This window comes from Alphaproteobacteria bacterium (genome assembly GCA_017302575.1).
Classification (GTDB): domain Bacteria; phylum Pseudomonadota; class Alphaproteobacteria; order Rickettsiales; family UBA3002; genus JAFLDD01.
This window is the reverse complement of the sequence record JAFLDD010000001.1, coordinates 740,716-757,846: the sequence shown is the minus strand read 5'-3', so window position 1 is coordinate 757,846 and position 17,131 is coordinate 740,716. Positions and strand designations below refer to the sequence as shown.

18 protein-coding genes and 1 tRNA gene are annotated in these 17,131 nt (G+C 51.4%); 9 read left to right on the top strand and 10 right to left on the bottom strand.

Annotated features, from left to right (window positions below):
* The first annotated feature begins 81 nt into the window (after positions 1 to 81).
* Both recF and gyrB read left to right on the top strand, forming a co-directional pair.
* Positions 82 to 1,221, top strand: coding sequence for a DNA replication/repair protein RecF (gene recF / locus J0M34_03940; GenBank protein MBN8543397.1), 1,140 nt, complete (start codon positions 82 to 84; stop codon positions 1,219 to 1,221).
* Positions 1,222 to 1,246: 25 nt separating this feature from the next.
* Positions 1,247 to 3,631 carry a DNA topoisomerase (ATP-hydrolyzing) subunit B gene (gene gyrB / locus J0M34_03935; GenBank protein ID MBN8543396.1) on the top strand — a complete coding sequence of 795 codons (2,385 nt, stop codon included), beginning with the start codon at positions 1,247 to 1,249 and terminating at the stop codon, positions 3,629 to 3,631.
* Between the two features lie 56 nt (positions 3,632 to 3,687).
* Here gyrB and J0M34_03930 read toward each other — a convergent pair whose 3' ends face one another.
* Positions 3,688 to 4,020: a hypothetical protein gene (locus J0M34_03930; GenBank protein ID MBN8543395.1), complete on the bottom strand. Its 333-nt coding sequence runs from the start codon at positions 4,018 to 4,020 to the stop codon at positions 3,688 to 3,690.
* 217 nt (positions 4,021 to 4,237) lie between these two features.
* Between J0M34_03930 and J0M34_03925 the strand changes: the two genes are divergently transcribed.
* A complete protein-coding gene (locus J0M34_03925) occupies positions 4,238 to 5,185 on the top strand; it encodes an SDR family oxidoreductase (GenBank protein MBN8543394.1) in 948 nt (315 codons plus the stop codon).
* 155 nt (positions 5,186 to 5,340) lie between these two features.
* Entirely contained in the window at positions 5,341 to 5,640 is a 300-nt protein-coding gene (gene rpmB / locus J0M34_03920; protein ID MBN8543393.1) for a 50S ribosomal protein L28, read from the top strand.
* Positions 5,641 to 5,696: 56 nt separating this feature from the next.
* On the opposite strand, the gene J0M34_03915 is transcribed toward rpmB, so the two are convergent.
* The 5 genes from J0M34_03915 to J0M34_03895 are packed head-to-tail and all read right to left on the bottom strand — an operon-like array spanning position 5,697 to position 10,010.
* The gene (locus tag J0M34_03915; GenBank protein MBN8543392.1) at positions 5,697 to 7,571 is read right to left on the bottom strand and encodes a cobaltochelatase subunit CobT; all 1,875 of its coding nucleotides are present in this window, start codon (positions 7,569 to 7,571) and stop codon (positions 5,697 to 5,699) included.
* Positions 7,568 to 8,539 carry an AAA family ATPase gene (locus tag J0M34_03910; protein ID MBN8543391.1) on the bottom strand — a complete coding sequence of 324 codons (972 nt, stop codon included), beginning with the start codon at positions 8,537 to 8,539 and terminating at the stop codon, positions 7,568 to 7,570. The genes J0M34_03915 and J0M34_03910 overlap by 4 nt, the downstream gene beginning before the upstream one ends.
* Position 8,540: 1 nt before the next feature.
* Positions 8,541 to 9,062, bottom strand: coding sequence for a hypothetical protein (locus J0M34_03905; GenBank protein MBN8543390.1), 522 nt, complete (start codon positions 9,060 to 9,062; stop codon positions 8,541 to 8,543).
* The gene (locus tag J0M34_03900) at positions 9,059 to 9,604 is read right to left on the bottom strand and encodes a J domain-containing protein (protein ID MBN8543389.1); all 546 of its coding nucleotides are present in this window, start codon (positions 9,602 to 9,604) and stop codon (positions 9,059 to 9,061) included. Before J0M34_03900 ends, J0M34_03905 begins: the two co-directional genes overlap by 4 nt.
* Before the next feature lie 37 nt (positions 9,605 to 9,641).
* A complete protein-coding gene (locus tag J0M34_03895; GenBank protein ID MBN8543388.1) occupies positions 9,642 to 10,010 on the bottom strand; it encodes a helix-turn-helix transcriptional regulator in 369 nt (122 codons plus the stop codon).
* 250 nt (positions 10,011 to 10,260) lie between these two features.
* Between J0M34_03895 and J0M34_03890 the strand changes: the two genes are divergently transcribed.
* A complete protein-coding gene (locus J0M34_03890) occupies positions 10,261 to 10,521 on the top strand; it encodes a BolA family transcriptional regulator (protein ID MBN8543387.1) in 261 nt (86 codons plus the stop codon).
* Here J0M34_03890 and J0M34_03885 read toward each other — a convergent pair.
* Both J0M34_03885 and J0M34_03880 read right to left on the bottom strand, forming a co-directional pair.
* Complete coding sequence (locus tag J0M34_03885) at positions 10,518 to 10,880, bottom strand: methylated-DNA--[protein]-cysteine S-methyltransferase (protein ID MBN8543386.1); 363 nt, start codon at positions 10,878 to 10,880, stop codon at positions 10,518 to 10,520. The genes J0M34_03890 and J0M34_03885 overlap by 4 nt on opposite strands.
* Before the next feature lie 158 nt (positions 10,881 to 11,038).
* Positions 11,039 to 11,698: a ParA family protein gene (locus J0M34_03880; protein MBN8543385.1), complete on the bottom strand. Its 660-nt coding sequence runs from the start codon at positions 11,696 to 11,698 to the stop codon at positions 11,039 to 11,041.
* A 95-nt stretch (positions 11,699 to 11,793) separates the two neighbouring features.
* Between J0M34_03880 and J0M34_03875 the strand changes: the two genes are divergently transcribed.
* The 3 genes from J0M34_03875 to J0M34_03865 all read left to right on the top strand — a co-directional run bounded on the left by J0M34_03875 (position 11,794) and on the right by J0M34_03865 (position 15,415).
* On the top strand, positions 11,794 to 12,738 hold the full coding sequence (locus J0M34_03875) for a threonylcarbamoyl-AMP synthase (protein MBN8543384.1): 945 nt from the start codon (positions 11,794 to 11,796) through the stop codon (positions 12,736 to 12,738).
* Positions 12,739 to 14,004, top strand: a complete 1,266-nt coding sequence (locus tag J0M34_03870) for a hypothetical protein (protein ID MBN8543383.1) — start codon at positions 12,739 to 12,741, stop codon at positions 14,002 to 14,004. It begins immediately after the preceding gene.
* Between the two features lie 154 nt (positions 14,005 to 14,158).
* On the top strand, positions 14,159 to 15,415 hold the full coding sequence (locus J0M34_03865; GenBank protein ID MBN8543382.1) for a hypothetical protein: 1,257 nt from the start codon (positions 14,159 to 14,161) through the stop codon (positions 15,413 to 15,415).
* Between the two features lie 30 nt (positions 15,416 to 15,445).
* Here J0M34_03865 and J0M34_03860 read toward each other — a convergent pair.
* Positions 15,446 to 15,520: transfer RNA gene (locus J0M34_03860), tRNA-Asn, on the bottom strand.
* Between the two features lie 107 nt (positions 15,521 to 15,627).
* Between J0M34_03860 and J0M34_03855 the strand changes: the two genes are divergently transcribed.
* A complete protein-coding gene (locus J0M34_03855; protein MBN8543381.1) occupies positions 15,628 to 16,290 on the top strand; it encodes a CPBP family intramembrane metalloprotease in 663 nt (220 codons plus the stop codon).
* On the opposite strand, the gene J0M34_03850 is transcribed toward J0M34_03855, so the two are convergent.
* Positions 16,291 to 17,091, bottom strand: coding sequence for a hypothetical protein (locus J0M34_03850; protein ID MBN8543380.1), 801 nt, complete (start codon positions 17,089 to 17,091; stop codon positions 16,291 to 16,293). It abuts the gene before it with no gap.
* Between the last annotated feature and the right edge of the window lie 40 nt (positions 17,092 to 17,131).

Genomic DNA, 17,131 nt, shown 5'->3' with positions numbered 1-17,131 from the left:
CACGCTCCGCTTCTGCGAGCGGTGATTCCTTGCACTGCATCCAACTTGCTGCGTTCAGCATTTGTCTGATAGGTTGCATTCATGAACTCACCCCACGCCATTACCAAACTCACGCTCGAGAATTTCCGCAATTATCGCACGTTGTCGCTCGAGTTGCCTGCAAAGCCTGTGATTCTCACGGGGCATAACGGCGCAGGGAAAACCAACATTCTCGAAGCACTCTCGCTGCTGTGCCCTGGTCGTGGCTTGCGCAAATCAACCCTCAAGCAAATGGATAATCAGGCGGCAGGTGGCGCGCCGTGGGTCGTGGCGGTGGAATTGCAAAGCCGCGATGAATCGTATCGCATTGGCATGGGGCGCGACGGCGAATCGCAACGCGACAAACGCATTCTGAAAATTGATGGTGAGTTGGTACGCGGTCACGCGGTGCTCACCCAAGTCACCAACGTGCAATGGCTCACCCCCGCGATGGATCAAGTGTTCATGGAAGGCAACACCGCGCGCCGCAAATTTCTTGACCGCATGGTCTATGGCTTCGACCCCGAACATGCCACGCGCGTGGCGCAATACGAACTCGCCATGCGTGAGCGCAACAAGCTGTTAAGCGACCGCGCCTTGGCCGACCCCTATTGGCTTTCGGTGCTCGAACAGCAAATGGCCGAAGCTGGAATCGCCATGACGATTGCGCGCCAAGAAACCCTCGCCCGCATTGCGCAAGCCATGCAGGAATTGAACCCCAAATTCCCCAAAGCCATTACCGAACTTCAAGGCACGCTGGAGACATGGTTGGCAAGCGGCCTTTCCGCCCTCGATGCAGAAGCTAAATTTGCCGCGCGTTTAGCCGAGATTCGCGGCCTCGATTCCGCTGCGGGGCGCGCAATGGAAGGGGCGCATCGTTCACACTTCCATGTTATCCACAGCCTTAAAAACGCCATGGCCGAGCAATGTTCAACCGGTGAACAAAAGGCACTTTTGCTGTCGCTGATTTTATCCGCTGCGCAGGCGCGTGCGCAGTGGTGCGGATTACCGCCCATTTTGCTCTTAGATGAGGTAATTGCCCACTTAGATGTGGATAAGCGAAATTGCCTTTTTGACGTCATTTCGAGCACTGCTATACAAGCATGGATGACAGGCACCGACGCCGCAGATTTTCAGGGCTTGCAAGCGTTTGCAACCGTGGTAGAAATCGCTGCAGGGGAAGCCCTCATAAAAGTACAATAATAACCAAGGTAAGCAGATGTCCGCTATGACCCAAGAAGTTGAAAGCAACGAGCCGAACGCCTACGGCGCCGATTCTATTAAAGTTTTGAAAGGCCTCGAGGCGGTTCGTAAGCGCCCTGGCATGTATATCGGTGACACCGACGACGGTTCAGGTCTGCACCACATGGTGTACGAAGTACTCGACAACGCGATCGACGAAGCCCTCGCAGGACATTGCGACAAGGTCTATGTTGCCATCAACGAAGACGGTTCGGTAACCGTGGAAGATAATGGTCGCGGCATTCCGACCGACATGCACAAAGGTGAAGGCCGTTCGGCAGCAGAAGTGATTATGACCGAGCTGCACGCAGGCGGTAAATTCGACCAGAACAGCTATAAAGTATCCGGCGGTCTGCACGGCGTGGGTGTCTCGGTGGTGAACGCGCTTTCCGAATGGCTGGAGCTCACCATTTGGCGCGACGGCAAAGAACATAAAATGCGCTTCGAGCATGGCGTGGCGACTGCGCCGCTCAAAGTAACGGGTGACGCAAAGGGCAAGAAGGGCACGCAAGTGACGTTCTTCCCAAGCTCCGAAACCTTCTCGCAAATCATCTTCGATTACGACACGCTTGAGCACCGCATCCGCGAGTTGGCATTCCTGAACTCTGGCGTGCGCATTCTGCTCGTTGATAAGCGTGGCGAAACCCCACAAGAAACCGAATTCTATTACGAAGGCGGTACCGAGGCTTACGTAAAATACCTCGACCGCAGCAAGGTTGCCGTTCACCCAACCATCATGATGTCGGGCGAGAAAAACGGCATCACCGTAGAAGTGGCGATGCAGTGGAATGATTCCTACCACGAGAATACGCTGACCTTCACAAACAACATCCGCCAGCGCGACGGTGGCACGCACTTGCAAGGCTACCGCGCAGCATTGACCCGTTGCATCAACAACTACGCCAATGAATCGGGCATTGCGAAAAAAGAGAAGGTCGAACTTTCGGGTGATGATGCACGCGAAGGTCTGACGGTGATTATTTCAGTGAAGGTACCAGATCCCAAGTTCTCCTCACAGACGAAGGACAAGCTGGTATCTTCCGAAGTACGCCCCGTGGTGGAGTCAATTGTTGGCGACAAGCTCGGCCAATGGTTTGAGGAGCACCCAACAGAAGCACGCATCGTGATTGGTAAAATCGTTGAGGCGGCGGCTGCACGTGAAGCGGCGCGCAAAGCCCGCGAATTGACACGCCGTAAAGGTGCGCTCGATATTTCGAGCCTGCCAGGCAAACTGGCAGATTGCCAAGAGAAAGACCCAGCATTGTCCGAACTCTTCATCGTAGAGGGTGACTCGGCAGGTGGTTCGGCGAAGCAAGGCCGCGATCGTAAATACCAAGCGATTTTGCCGCTCAAAGGTAAAATCCTCAACGTTGAGCGCGCGCGCTTTGATAAAATGCTGAGCTCACAAGAAGTCGGCACGCTCATCACCGCGATTGGTACGGGCATTGGCCGCGAGGAATTTAATGCTGATAAAGCGCGCTACCACAAAATCATCATCATGACCGATGCTGACGTGGACGGTTCGCACATCCGCACCCTGCTTTTGACCTTCTTCTACCGCCAGATGCCGGAGCTGATCGAAAAGGGTTACCTCTACATCGCGCAGCCACCGCTTTATAAGCTGAAGCGTGGCCAGCAAGAAACCTATCTGAAGAACGACGAAGCATTGGAAGCGTTCCTCACCAGCTCCGCGCTGGACGATGCCGAGATGCGCGTTGGTGGCACAGTAATTTCAAGTGCCGACTTGCAAGCCCGCGTTCAGGAAGCAACCCGCCTCACCAAACTCATGCAGGCAATGAGCCGCCGCGTACCACTCGCAATGGTCGAGGCTGCAACCTTGTCGCACCTGTTTGCCGGTGGCAAACTCGAAGCCTTCACCCATGTGCTCAACAGCCTCTCCGCCGATGGTGGTGGTTGGAAAGCCGAGAAGGCCGAGAACGGCGTTACCGTTTCACGCACCGTGCGTTCCGTAGTTGAACATGTATTGCTCGAAGACAAATGGCTGCAAAGCCGTGAGGCAAAAGAGCTTGGCGCAGCGCATGGCCAGATTATGAAAGACTACGCGTCACCAAGCACCTTTGTTCGCAAAGCAAATGAATATTCTGTTCGCACACCAACCGAGCTGCACAAAGCCGTGATGGAATCGGCGAAGAAGGGTATGTCCATCCAGCGCTTCAAAGGTCTGGGCGAGATGAACCCCGAGCAGTTGTGGGAAACCACGCTGGACGCTACCAAGCGTACCTTGCTGCGCGTGAATGTTCATGATGCGTCGGATGCTGACGAAGCATTCAGCACATTGATGGGCGATATCGTGGAACCACGCCGCGACTTCATCCAGAACAATGCACTGAAAGCGGATATCGACGCTTAAAGATTGATTTAAGCGCAAATAAAAAGGGTATCTCTAAAGAGTGCCCTTTTCTTTTGTTATCTTGCAACTTTTTGACTTTCTCGAGCCAAAGCTGCCCCTAATACATTGGTGGGGTCTTCAAACCTCACGGAGACATAGCCCTCATGTTGTTTGAGGTGTAAGTAAAGACCTCTATTTTCTAAAGCTGCCCCAAACTGCTTGAGATCAACATGTTGTCCCAAGAATTCATTATCACACAACTTAAACACATATTCATTGTTATTATAGATTGCGAGACCCCTAATGCTTCCGCCGCACTCCGTAACAATCTTGCGAAGCTCGGCAGGCGCGCATAAAAAAGAGAATTGAGTATTAGATAATCCGTTTCTTTCTCCATCCGGCACTGTCATGAATAACCCCTATTTGAAGTAATATGGCTAACTTACTGTAGTTCGCTATAGGCTTGTGTGAAGATTTGATGAACAATAACGGGATGGTAGATTGTCACATCAACGTTCACAAAGAGCGCACTCAAAGCGAATATCGAGGCTTAAACGTTTCAAACCGTCATAAAACCGTCATAATATCTTGCTAAGTACTCCCCCATAACAACGAGGAGTGTGAGCAATGACAACAGAGAAAACGCAAGACTTAGTGGGCAAAACAGCGCTGGTGACAGGCTCGACCAGCGGCATTGGTCTTGCCATTGCGCAGGAAATGTTAGCGCGCGGTGCCAACGTAATGTTCACAGGCAAATTCATGCATAAAGATCCAGCGGAAGTTGAAAAACAGCGTGCAGAATTCACCGCAACGCTGGATGCGATTAAAGCAAGCTATCCAAATCGCGCGATTGGTTTCCAAGAATCTGAGGCTGGTGACTATAATTCAAACGTAGCTTTAGTAAAAGCAACTGCAGCATTGGGTGGCGGTAAAATTGATATCCTTGTCAATAACGCGGGTGTGCAAGTTCCTGTGCCGGTTGATCAGGTGGAACCCGAGCGCTGGAAAAATCTGATTGATGTGAACCTCAACGGCGCGTTCTACGCAACTCATGCTGCCGTACCGTTTATGAAAGCAGCTGGTGGTGGTAATATTATCAATGTTACTTCCGTACACGCACACGTAGTATCACCAGGGCGTGCAGCCTATTGCGCATCCAAATTTGGTCTGCGTGCCTTGACGGAAACGGCGGCGATCGACCTCGCACCGCATAACATCGCCGTGAACACCGTAAGCCCTGCCTTTGTGAAAACACCTTTGGCGCAGATCCAGATTGACCAAATGGTTGCACAAGGCAAAACCCTCGAAGAGGCAGAGGCATGGCGCCTGCAATTGCAGGACGGTAAGTGGATACCTATCGAAGAGCTTGCTAGCAAAACCGCTGATATTGCCGCGCGTAAGTCTGGCCTGAAAACAGGTGCCGACTTGCTGTTAGATAATGGTTATGTCGAAAAAGCGCGTGGCCAAACCAAAGCGCTGAGCAGCACAGGCATCGCGTTCTTCGATAAAGCGACGCGTGCGGCTATGGAAACCTTCAACCGCGTGATTGGGACAGGGGATTTGCCGCCCCACTAATATGGCGATTTTTTCCGCATCGCACAATATTATGCTTGACGGCAGGGCGAAACTCTGTTAGATAGCCAGTCCGCGCGGAGATTTCAGTGGTTATCCACAGGCTTTTCCACCCCGCGAATATGCAGTAACATACAGAAAAATAGAGAGAATCGGCGATGTCGAAGCGTTGTGATATTAACAAAGATAAAGGCGTGATGAGCGGTAACAATCGTTCACACTCTAACATTAAAACCAAGCGCCGCTTTATGCCGAACTTGCAGCCTGTTTCGCTGATTTCGGACTCGCTGGGCACCACGGTGAAGCTGCGCATCAGCACCAACACGCTGCGCACCATCGACCATAATGGTGGTCTTGATAACTACCTGATGAGCGTTCACAGCGCTAAATTGTCAGACGAAGCGCGTGCATTGAAGCGCCGCATCGTGAAAGCACGCATCGCGGCTCAAGCTGCATAAGGCGTGTTAGCCAAAAATGAAAAGGCGCCGCATGGCGCCTTTTTTTATGCCTGCAGTTAAGCGGCGCGTTTACGCTGTGACTTACGCGTGCTTCGGCTATCCTCTTTCACAAAGAGTCGCGTGATTTCTTTGAGCATCGTATCACCAAGCTGCTCGACATCATGAATCGTAATGGCGCGTCCGTAATAGCGGGTTACATCATGGCCAATACCAATCGCTAGCATTTCCACGGCATTCTCGCGCTCGATGCGCTTGATGACCTCGCGCAAATGCAGATCCAGATAGCTGCTCGAATTCGCTGATAGGGTCGAGTCATCCACGGGTGCACCATCGGATATCACCATCAGGATTTTGCGTTGCTCTGGGCGCGTTCGTAGCCGCTCATATGCCCATAAAATGGCTTCACCATCGATATTCTCTTTCAAAATACCGTCTTTGAGCATGAGGCCAAGATTGCGTCGCGCACGCTGTAAGCGCTGGTTGGCAGATTTATATATGATGTGCCGAAGGTCATTGAGTCGCCCAGGGTTTTCAGGTCTGCCAGCTTCCACCCATTCCTTGCGAACAAAGCCACCCTTCCAATCACGCGTGGTGAAGCCAAGAATTTCTACTTTTACACCGCAGCGCTCAAGTGTGCGCGCCAGAATGTCAGCACTCAATGCCGCAATGGTAATCGGCCTGCCACGCATAGATCCCGAATTATCGATAAGCAGCGATACCACCGTGTCACGAAAATCCGTGTCCTTTTCGATCTTATAAATCTCACGCATATCGGGCCGCGCTACAATTGATGCAAGGCGCGCATTATCAATCATGCCGTCCTCTTGCTCGTAAATCCATTGGCGTGCTTGCTGTGCGAGTAGCAAGCGCTGCAAGCGCGTCGCCAAGCGCGAGGTAACGGTGTGGTATTGCTTTACCTTCAACATGAGTTGCTCAAACAAGCGCTGCAATTCATCATGCGGTGCCAGCATGTCTGCCTCCACCGTTTCGTCGTGAGAGGTGCTAAACGCATGATAGGTTGGAATATCTGCCCAAGGTGCAAACTCGGCGCGATTGGGCGTAGCATTGGGCGTTTTATCGCGTGCGTCGAATTCTTCTTCCGTGTCTTGATCTGCATCGGTGGCGGATTCCATGGTTCCGTCTTCACCATCTTCTGGGTCGCTGCTGCGGCGCGATGACTTGAGCGACATCATCGGCTCTTCATCAGTTTCGTCTTCTTGCTCGCCGTAACCTTCCATGTCCTGAAGCTGCTCGCTGCTCGTCGGGTCAGACTCGCCAGCGCCCGTTGCCATGCTTCCCATAAACTCCAATTCGCGCAACATGGTTTGCACCAACTTCGAGAAGCGCTTCTGGTCGTGCTTTAATGCGGCAAGCTCACCTAATTGTGGCAGCACTTTCTCTTCCACCCACGGGCGCCACATGGCCACCAGTTTCTCAATCGACTCTGGGGGCTTTTGTCCCGTCATAGCCTCACGCGCGATCATGGCAACAACGTCAGGCAGGGCAAGTTCCTCGCGCCCCTGCATCCGCGCATAGCCTTGCAAATCACAATGCATGCGGTGGCGCTCGGCAAGATTATGGCGAACTCCTTGCATCGCTTCGCCACCAATCGCTTCAAGTCGAATGAGCTCGAGCGCATCAAACACAGCGCCTGCACGAATATCCGCAGGGCGGCTCTTTGTGTGCATGGTGCTATTATGGTGCTTCAGCGCTAAGGCTGCTAAATCCACCTGCGCACGCATATGCCGCGTCATTTCTTCGGGTACGGCATGATTCAGCTTAGCAATCAGAATCGATTCGCGCAGTGCAAGTGGCTCGTCGCTCACACGGTTGAGGCCAACCATCACATGCAACTCTTGCTTACCTGAAATAGCCTGCGCGACCTGTGCTTGCGCTTCGAGAAATTCAGTTTCGCTATCGCGCGTGCTCACGCGGCGCTCGCCATCAGATCGACATCAAAGCAGCGCTGGTAATATTCTGCAATGGTCGCGCGTTCCATCTCATCGCATTTATTGAGGAAGGAAAGTCGGAACGACAAGTTCACATCACCCAGAATCTGGAAGTTCTCCGCCCAGCTAATTACCGTGCGTGGCGACATGACGGTGGAGATATCGCCATTCATGAAGCCTTGGCGTGTCAGATTAGCCATGGCAATCATAGCCGACACAAGACCCTTGGGCTTTGCGGTTTTCATTTCAGGCACGCGCGCCATAACGATTTTTTCTTCAACATCGGCGGGTAGATAATTGAGCGTTGTTACAATATTCCAGCGATCCATCTGACCTTGGTTAATGGGCTGCGTGCCATGGTATAAGCCCGTTGCATCGCCCAAACCAATAGTGTTGGAAGTCGCAAAAATGCGGAAATAAGGGTGCGGCGTGATCACACGATTCTGGTCGAGCAGGGTAAGCTTGCCTTGTGCTTCCAGAATGCGTTGAATCACGAACATAACATCGGGGCGACCTGCATCATACTCGTCAAATACCAACGCGATGGGGCGTTGCAGTGCCCAAGGAATAATCCCTTCTTGGAACGCCGTGACCTGCTTGCCTTCACGCAGAACAATAGCATCGCGCCCTACTAAATCAGTGCGGCTGATGTGGGAGTCCAGATTCACGCGGATACACGGCCAGTTGAGGCGTGCAGCGACTTGTTCGATATGGGTGGATTTGCCGGTGCCGTGATAGCCCTGCACCAGCACGCGGCGATTATGCATAAAGCCCGCAAGAATAGCCAACGTAGTTGTTTTGTCGAAGTGATAGGCTTCATCCACCACAGGGCTATAGCTCGAGCTATTCACAAACCCCACAGGCTTCAAATCCGATGCGAAGCCAAACACCTTATCGGTTGCCAGTTTCTTGCTAGGTTTTTCTTCAATACTGAAATCGGTGTCGTTCATCTTAATCTTCCAGTGTTTCTAGATCTCTATCTTCGAAGCGGCATAGTTTATTTCGAAGGGGGTTGTAAAGCGTACGATCGTCCGTTTCCCAGTATTTCGCATCATCGGCGATTTTGTTGAGCAGTGCGACACGCTCAGTATCCAGCGAGGTAAGGGTGGCGGTGCTGTCGTCAATCGAAACGGGCGCATTCGGATATTCTTCAAGGAACTGTTTGCGCATGGTTGGGTTCAGCTTATAGCGCGTGAACACGCCTTCCTTCACCGTGAAGCGGAATAGGAAGCCGCCTTTGTCGGATGGATTCTCTTTCATCAAGATATAATGATGCCCATCCAACGTGATTCCGCGCGCTAGTTTTTCGATGCGATCTTCCTTCACTTCACGCTCATGCACCTGCGCGTAAAGCGCTGCATTAATTCGATTCAGGCAGATGTCGCCCTCAGCTTTTTTCCATGCGTCACCAAAATCATCAACGACGATACAGGCACAAAGAAGTAGAGGCAAAAGCAGCAATAGACGTTTCATACGTGATCTTTCACATAAAATTCCATGAGGTGGTGGTAGGCAATCGTAATTTTCTTGAACACATCCTCGGCGCGAGCATTACCACGATTTACATCTGGGTGATATTTTTTCACGAGCTCGCGATACTGTGCCTTGATAGATTTTTTATCGGTGGGGTGCTCTAGATCAAGCGCGGCTAATGCGTCACGATCCTTGGGGTTAATGGGCTTCACATTGCTACGGTATTGGCCGTCACCAAACATGCGGTTAAAGGCGTGCTCTAGCTGCGCGGTGGAAGTACCCTGGCCTTGATCGACACGCCAAGTAGGTCGATGGCCAATGGTCGCATCTTTTTGGAAATCGTAAATCTGGTCTTGGGTCATGCCCTCAAAATAATTCCAGTTCTTGTTGAACTGAACGATGTGTTCTTGGCAGAACCACTGATATTGGTGCAGTTGTTGGCGCGACATGGGTGCGCGGTAGTCACCAGGTTGCTGGCATCCGTACCAGGCGCAGCTATTGCCGCTAGGTTCAATGGTTTCGGATTTTCGTTTGCGAGGCATGGCGTGATTATGCCATGCCTGAAGCAGCTAGCAAGTGCTACGCTGTAATGCTGCGGATAAAACTTACCACGGCACTTCGGCGCGCGTCAGGAAGGTTGTTGAGGTGCTTTAGCAGAACGACTTGCTCGCGCGACAATAAGTTCTCGCTTGGTACGCCAATATTGGCGGTTGGCTGAAGCCCATCAAAGAACGTATCGGGCGAAACGCCCAATAATTTGGCAATTTCATACAGACGGCTGGCTGCTATGCTATTCGCGCCAGTCTCGTACTTGTGAAGCTGCTGATAACTGATTCCAAGCTTTTCGCTCAAATCTTCTTGTGTAAGGCCGCGTGCAGCGCGCATCACGCGCAACTGTTTACCTACATGCTTATCAACCGCCCTTGTTGGGTCTGTTTTACGTCTCATTTGTGTCTCTCTCCCATGTTGTGTTCACAAACATAGGATTCGCAATGCATATGCCACCTATGCCGCTTGGTGACAATCCTTTATTTTCAATGGCTTATCTAGGGTTGATGGGCTTATATTAGACACGCCTAATGCGTGTATTCTCGCTTTGATTCTCAAATTGAGAGAGTTTGGAAGAAACCAGAGGTTTGGTAGTGCATCTTTTAAAAAAGAATCGTCTGTGGTTTGTTTTTCGCTTACATCAGTTCCCATGAATACTCGTACGCAACAGATTGAAGAACACCTGCGCAAAGCATTTTCACCAACGCTGCTTAGCGTGCGGGATGATTCATCCAAGCATGCAGGCCACGCAGGTGCGCGCCCCGAGGGGCAAACGCATTATACGGTGGAGATTGTTGCGGAAGCATTTCGTGGCAAGTCACGCGTGGAATCACATCGCATGGTGTATGACGCATTGCATGGAATGTTCGACGAAGGGTTACACGCGCTGGCGATTAGCGCGAAGGCTTAAGCCGCCGCGAAGCGCAGTTTTGCCTCAAGCGACAACAGGCGCTCTTTCACCTCTAAGCCACCGAGTGAAAAACCACCGAGCGACCCATCTTTCGAGATGACGCGATGGCATGGGATCACGAGGGGAAGGGGATTGGCGCCACATGCACTTGCGATTGCGCGCACGGCACGTGGGAAACCAACTTTCTCTGCAAGTGCGGTGTAGCTAATTGTCTCGCCGTAGCGCAGGCGGGAAAGCTCCAGCCATACAGCGCGCTGCAATGGCGTGCCACCCACCAACTCGTATGGCAACTTGAGTGGCTTGCCCGCTTCGAGGTAATTATCGATCTCGCCGCAGGTGCTGGCGAAGAAGCCGTTCATCTCGACAGCAGGATTATTCGTATCGTAATGGCGCGCCAACTCGCGACCTTGCGCTGCGCTTTCCACCAATGTCAAATAACGTAGGCCTTTGTTGGAAGCGATGAGTAGTAAGGTGCCGATATCCGAATCATGCGTCGTGAAAAAGAGTGGCTCGCTGTTCATGCCGAATTCCTTTGCTCTGCGCGTTTACGATTCAGATACTGCATAATTTCTTTCGCCAATGCACGCACTTCTTCGGCTGCCAGACTATTCGGGTCAGACTCTGTCACGCCTAATCCTTGCATGAGCGAGCAGGCATAGGCCACGCGGTTACCAAAGCGATTGCTGGTAAGCCCGACCATTTCACCCGAAATCGCCTCAGTAATTTTTGCGCTGGAGGGCACGCGGTTCAATACCATTTTCACCGGCACTTTTTCTTGTTTGCAGATGTTGATGGTTGCACTCGTCGCCCACACATCCATCGGGCTAGGCTGGAGCGGCACGACCACAAGGTCCGCCGCGCGAATCGCCGTACGCGCTTCCGCGTCCGTATGCGGAGGCGAGTCGATGACGATAATATCATGCGTGTATTTCAGGCGATCAAGTTCCGAGCGCACCCGCCAGCCAGAGATGCTAGCGAAGGTAAGCCCTACTTCGTCCTCACCCAAGTGGGCTTGACGCACCTTGAACCATTGGCCAAGCGAACCCTGGGGGTCGATATCCACGATCGCGACCTTATTACGACCACTGCTCGCCCATGCGACAGCCAAATGCGCTGCCATGGTTGTCTTGCCTGCACCGCCTTTTTGTTGTGCAATCGTGATGACACGTGCTACCACCTTTTCGCTCCTAGAGTTTATGGGAATGTTTTTTGGTTTGCTTGCCGAGCGATGAGATCACCTAGAATGTAACGCACACTACTATATATTGTCAAATGAACGAGACTTATCCACAATCTATTGATTTTGAGCTTCAAGAACGCGTCCTAAGTATTTGGAAAAGCGGCGAGCTTGTCGGCATCCCCACCGAGACGGTTTATGGATTAAGCGCCGACGCGGAGAGCGATCTAGCCGTCGCAAAAATTTACAGCATGAAATCAAGGCCGCAATTTAACCCCCTGATTATTCACGTGGCGAACATCGAGGTCGCGAAAAAATATGCGCAGTGGAATCCGCTCGCAGAAACACTCGCGCAGAAATTTTGGCCAGGGCCACTCACCATCGTACTACCCACAGTGCAACCCACAGTACTATCCACACTCGCGCTGGCTGGGGGTAACACGGTGGCGTTGCGCGCACCATCGCACCCAACATTTCATGTGTTACTTGAGAAGTGGGGAAGGGGCATCGCCGCACCGAGCGCGAATCGTTCAGGGCGTGTCAGCCCGACTACGGCGCAACATGTGCGCGACGAATTTGGTGACATGTTATATGTCGTCGATGGTGGCGCGTGCGATGTCGGCATCGAGTCCACGGTGGTCGATGCGACGGATGAAAACGGCGTGGCCATTTTGCGCAAAGGCATCATCACGAGCGAACAACTCGCGGCAGTCGTACCCATCATCGCCGCGAAGGACGAGGTGATAAAATCACCAGGCATGTTACTACACCATTACGCACCGTCCATCCCCGTGCGCCTCAACGCCACGCGTGTGGAGGGGGACGAGGCCTTGTTGGCCTTTGGCACAGACGTGCCAAGCGGTGCGCGCACCACCCTGAACCTGTCACCTTCGGGAAATCTGGTCGAGGCGGCAGCGAATCTGTTCGGATATTTACGAATTCTTGACCATTTACCCCATAAGATGATTGCGGTCATGCCAATCCCCGAACAGGGAATTGGTGAAGCTATTAACGACAGACTAAAAAGAGCCGCGCAATAAATGTTCCTGCCACTTGAGATGAGACAAGCATCGCTAGACGAAAAATACCCTAGCACGGGTATTTTGTGGCGCGTGGATTCTGAATCTAACCCACCCGAAAGAGCAGGCTCCATTGATCTGAGCAGGCCGTGCGTAGTCTACTTCGGAGGCGGCGCGTATCTATCGATGGAAACCGAACAATTGGCAACGCAGTATCGCACCCTCCAGCATATTATCGACGGTGCCGTTCCATCTTCTGCGTTTGATTTTTACAGCTTTACGCTTGAAAGCCCCGAGAGTGGTTCAGTGCGAAGCAATAAAACGGCGTGTAATAAATACGCAAGTGCCGTCACGGATGCGTATAACGAAGACCCAAAGCAGTTCTTTTCGCTGAAAGCACAACAATTCGTCGATCAGGCGCTTGCCAGTTATTTCCCAGATGGCAGGTCCATGAACGCCACCGAGCGTGCAGAAGCGATGAACGTATTGGCGCGTCAATTATCCAACCTCACCATCTTTGCGAATAGCTACGGGACTACGTTTACGCAAGAAGTGCGCAACGTGCTGGTGCATATGCTGGATGAAAGGGGCTTTGAGGAAAAAGAAATGAATCCCGCCATTTTAGCAGTTGCAGCAATCGGTGTTGGACCAAACGCAACCATAAAACCAAAATATCCCGATTTTTCGCAAGTCACCTTACTATATAACGAAGATAAATCAGCTATGGCTGAATCGGGCATTCATATAGGCCACCCTCATCTTGATTTTAGGCATACGGAGCAGCCCATTGCCCGTGCGGATGTTGGCGCGGTCGATGCTGGTGCGCATCACATTCTGTTGAGCCGCGAAACGGATACAACGCTACGAGGCGTAGGTTTCCGCAACCAAGAACTACCGAAATTGCCCCTGCAAGAATTGGCCGCCGCCGCGCACGATATTGAAGGGCAAGTAGCCGACCGCACGCAAGAAACACCGCATATGGTGCATCGTCAGGTCGATCCGCATAACAAGCCGCTCTATACTTCTGCCCTACATCACGAGATGAGGGATGATGGAATTTATTATGTGATTCCTAGCAATGTGCTCGGTATCAACACCTGCCGTTTCATCACCGAAATGGTGAAAGCATCGGCGCAGGGCGATAGGGATACGGGCCCAGCGCTTAACGCGGCGGTGGATCGATTCATTACTCCAGAGCAAATGCAAAAAGACCAATCGCAAGTAGATTTCTTCGTCCGCCTTCATCAGTCGCTGGGGCAAGATAATCCAAAAAGTGCGGAGCGGTAGAATGATTGGTTGAGACGGGCAACCAACTAAAGACGGTTTTTAGGGCTTGATTGAGCTCACAGCTTAATTGGATTTCTCGCTTATAGCATTAATATTGAGGAAATATTAACGAATGAACGATATATTCCAATAAGATAGATAGTGGGGCGCTCTGGTGAAGCCATCAGGTTTTGAGAGATTAGAAGCAGCTGTAGCCAAAGGTGAACTAGAAATCACTTTGGTTGATTCGCCGCCGCGAACGGTAGGTAGCGCATTATTTAGGAGCCTATCGCAATTTTATGATGCTTCATTTTACGAAGCATTTCATCCCAACCGCGGCACGTTTGACGAAATATGTGGTCACATTACAGACACTTTGACTGAAACGAAAACATCGCAACATCCCAAACGTATTCTTATAAAATCTCTACCTCGTCATTTTAGTGCAGAAGACTGGCCTAAGATGCGTGGGATATGCGGTCATTTTATCTATGCTGCACGCGATCCGCATTTGCAAATGTACTCATTACTTGAGCGCAATGCTAACGATCTTCATTTCAAGAAAAAAGGTGCCGAGGGGTTATCTACTGAAGAAGTTTGGACTTATGCAGAGAAGGTCGGCGAATGGCTGCAGGATGGTGGAGAGCGTGTAGGAGAAGCTAATCGCGGAGGTAGTAACTCCGACCAATTAAAAATACAGGGCGATTTCGCACGTGCGTGTTGGCGTGAAATGGATGCTCATATTGATGATGTTCAAAATGACATTCAGCGCGCCTGTGGGCATCAGTCTTTGTCGCTAGTTTCAGGCTTTATGTTACGCTCTGATCCTGAGCCAATTATGAGAGAATTGCTTGATCGCTTGCACTTACCTAATGATGCGGATGACTTGCACAAAGCCTGTCGTGCATGGAATGAGCAATCCAAGGATTCCGTTTTCGTCGAGTCGCTGGGAGCCTCTGCTTATACTGAACAAGTGAGAGACTCAGAAGGTTTTACGTTGCCGCTAGAGCCCACGCCAACACTGGAAAAATTCCCAGAAGTTACCTTTGGCAAACATATTATAGACGTAGCTTTACCGTTATATAATAAGTTTTTATCAAATCCTTATCTCTTAGGCAGGAATAGTTTGCAGGACAAGATGAGTAGCATCGTGGATGGAGAGTCCGAAACATCCAGTAAGCTACTTGAGGCTAATCCAGTAGAAGTCTACGCACACGTAAGTGCAATTGACCCAAAAGTTCGCGAGCATATTGTTCCTAACGATGGTATTTCAAGTGGCTTTTCTAATGAAATCATCAAACAAGGTATGTTGGATAAAGTGAGCGCAAAATATCAACCTTATGCTTCATCTTTCGACGTTATTGATCGTTCTGGTAAAGGCGGCAAAGAAAATGTGCCTACTTTAGGAAAAGCTACCAATGAACGGCAATAAAAACCCCGCCGTAAGGCAGGCTTTTTAGTTTGGCTCCCCGGGCTGGATTCGAACCAGCGACCATTCGATTAACAGTCGAATGCTCTACCGCTGAGCTACCGAGGAACACCGTGCTCAAAACTTTAGGGGCGCATCTATGGCATAAGTGGTTTTTCATGGCAACGATTTTATGAGGGTTGCTTTTTCGCCAAAAAACACCATCTATCAATCCCATGCACCAACTCCTCCATGCCCGCGCCTATCTGATTGCTGAACTCCTCCTCATCGCGGTGGCGGTTCCTGTCCTATTCATGGGGCATATGAAGGGTGGGGTGCTCTTTGCGGTGCTGTGGGTCATGCTGCTCTACTGCATTTTCATCTATCGCCACCTGCGCCCTGATATGACCATCCGCCAATTCTGGGACGGGGCGGCACTGCGCGCGCAGGGCGTGTGGAAGCCTATTCTCGTGCGGTTCGTGATTTCTGCCATCGCGATGACCGCGCTGCTTTTCACCATTAACCCCGAAAAATTCCTCGAACTGCCAACGCAGCGCACGGGATTATGGATGATGATTATGGTCATGTACCCGCTCATTTCGGTGGTGCCGCAGGAGTTCATCTTCCGTACCTATTTCTTCGAGCGCTACAAGCCGCTCTTCCCAAGTCGTGGCGCGATGATTACCGCCTCCGCGCTGGCTTTTGGCTTTGCCCATATCATTTTACAAAACTGGGTCGCGGTGGGGCTTACCACCATTGGCGGCTTTTACTTTGCCTGCACCTATCATAAGCGGCGCTCCATGGCGCTTGTTTGGGCCGAGCACGCTCTCTATGGCTGCTTCCTGTTTACGATTGGGCTGGGCACCTATTTCTATTCAGGCGCACCGAATAAATGGTGATTAGAAGCGACCAGGCTGCGTGCTAACGCGCGCTTGAGCAAATTCAGGATGCTGCAGGAAATCCAGATAACTACCCTTACTCTCAGCCATGGCATGTTTGGCGCGTTGTCGTTTCATATCCACACCTAAAGCATTCACATACAGCTCGGCGTTCGGTTCGCTCAGTTCGGAAAACCCTTGGCTCACAAGCTCACGCGCGAAGGCTTCATTCACCGCCAGTAATTGCTCACCAACCTTATGCGAATCATCTTGCGGAGTGTTATCGTCATAGAAGAATTGTGCGATGGTTGGGTCGACAAGGAAATGTTTCTGCGTCACCTCGCCATGTTCTTCGATAGGCAACTTCAACACTAATATGCCGTGATTGATTTTCGAGAAGGCATTGGTGTGAATCGACGTGACCATGGATTTTGGCAATTCACTCAGCACTGCATCCGATAGGTCGCGTGCCTGCACGCATTTATTCGTAATGTAGCGACCCCAATGATCGGGTGGGTGACCATGATAGAGTTCTTCTGCGTCACCATTCGTGTAGAGGTCGGTGGTGGGGTCATAGCGCGTTTTAACATCTGGTAGTGCGCCATGGGTCGGATCAATCCAGTTGCGCTTGCTGTCATAAAGATTCTCCAACCCTTGCAGGGCAAGGGCGACGGTCCAATGTAACAGTGTATGCGCTTCTCCCATGGTGATAGGTTCGGGCGGCTGAGACTTCAGTTTCGTGACAATGGGGGCGACGGCCTCGTACTCCACGTTGGGCGGCCGTAACTCGGGGATGCTCAAGGATTCAAGCGGTTCTGCCATTCCCGTAGTTTACAAAGCTTCGGTTAGTATATGGTTAATG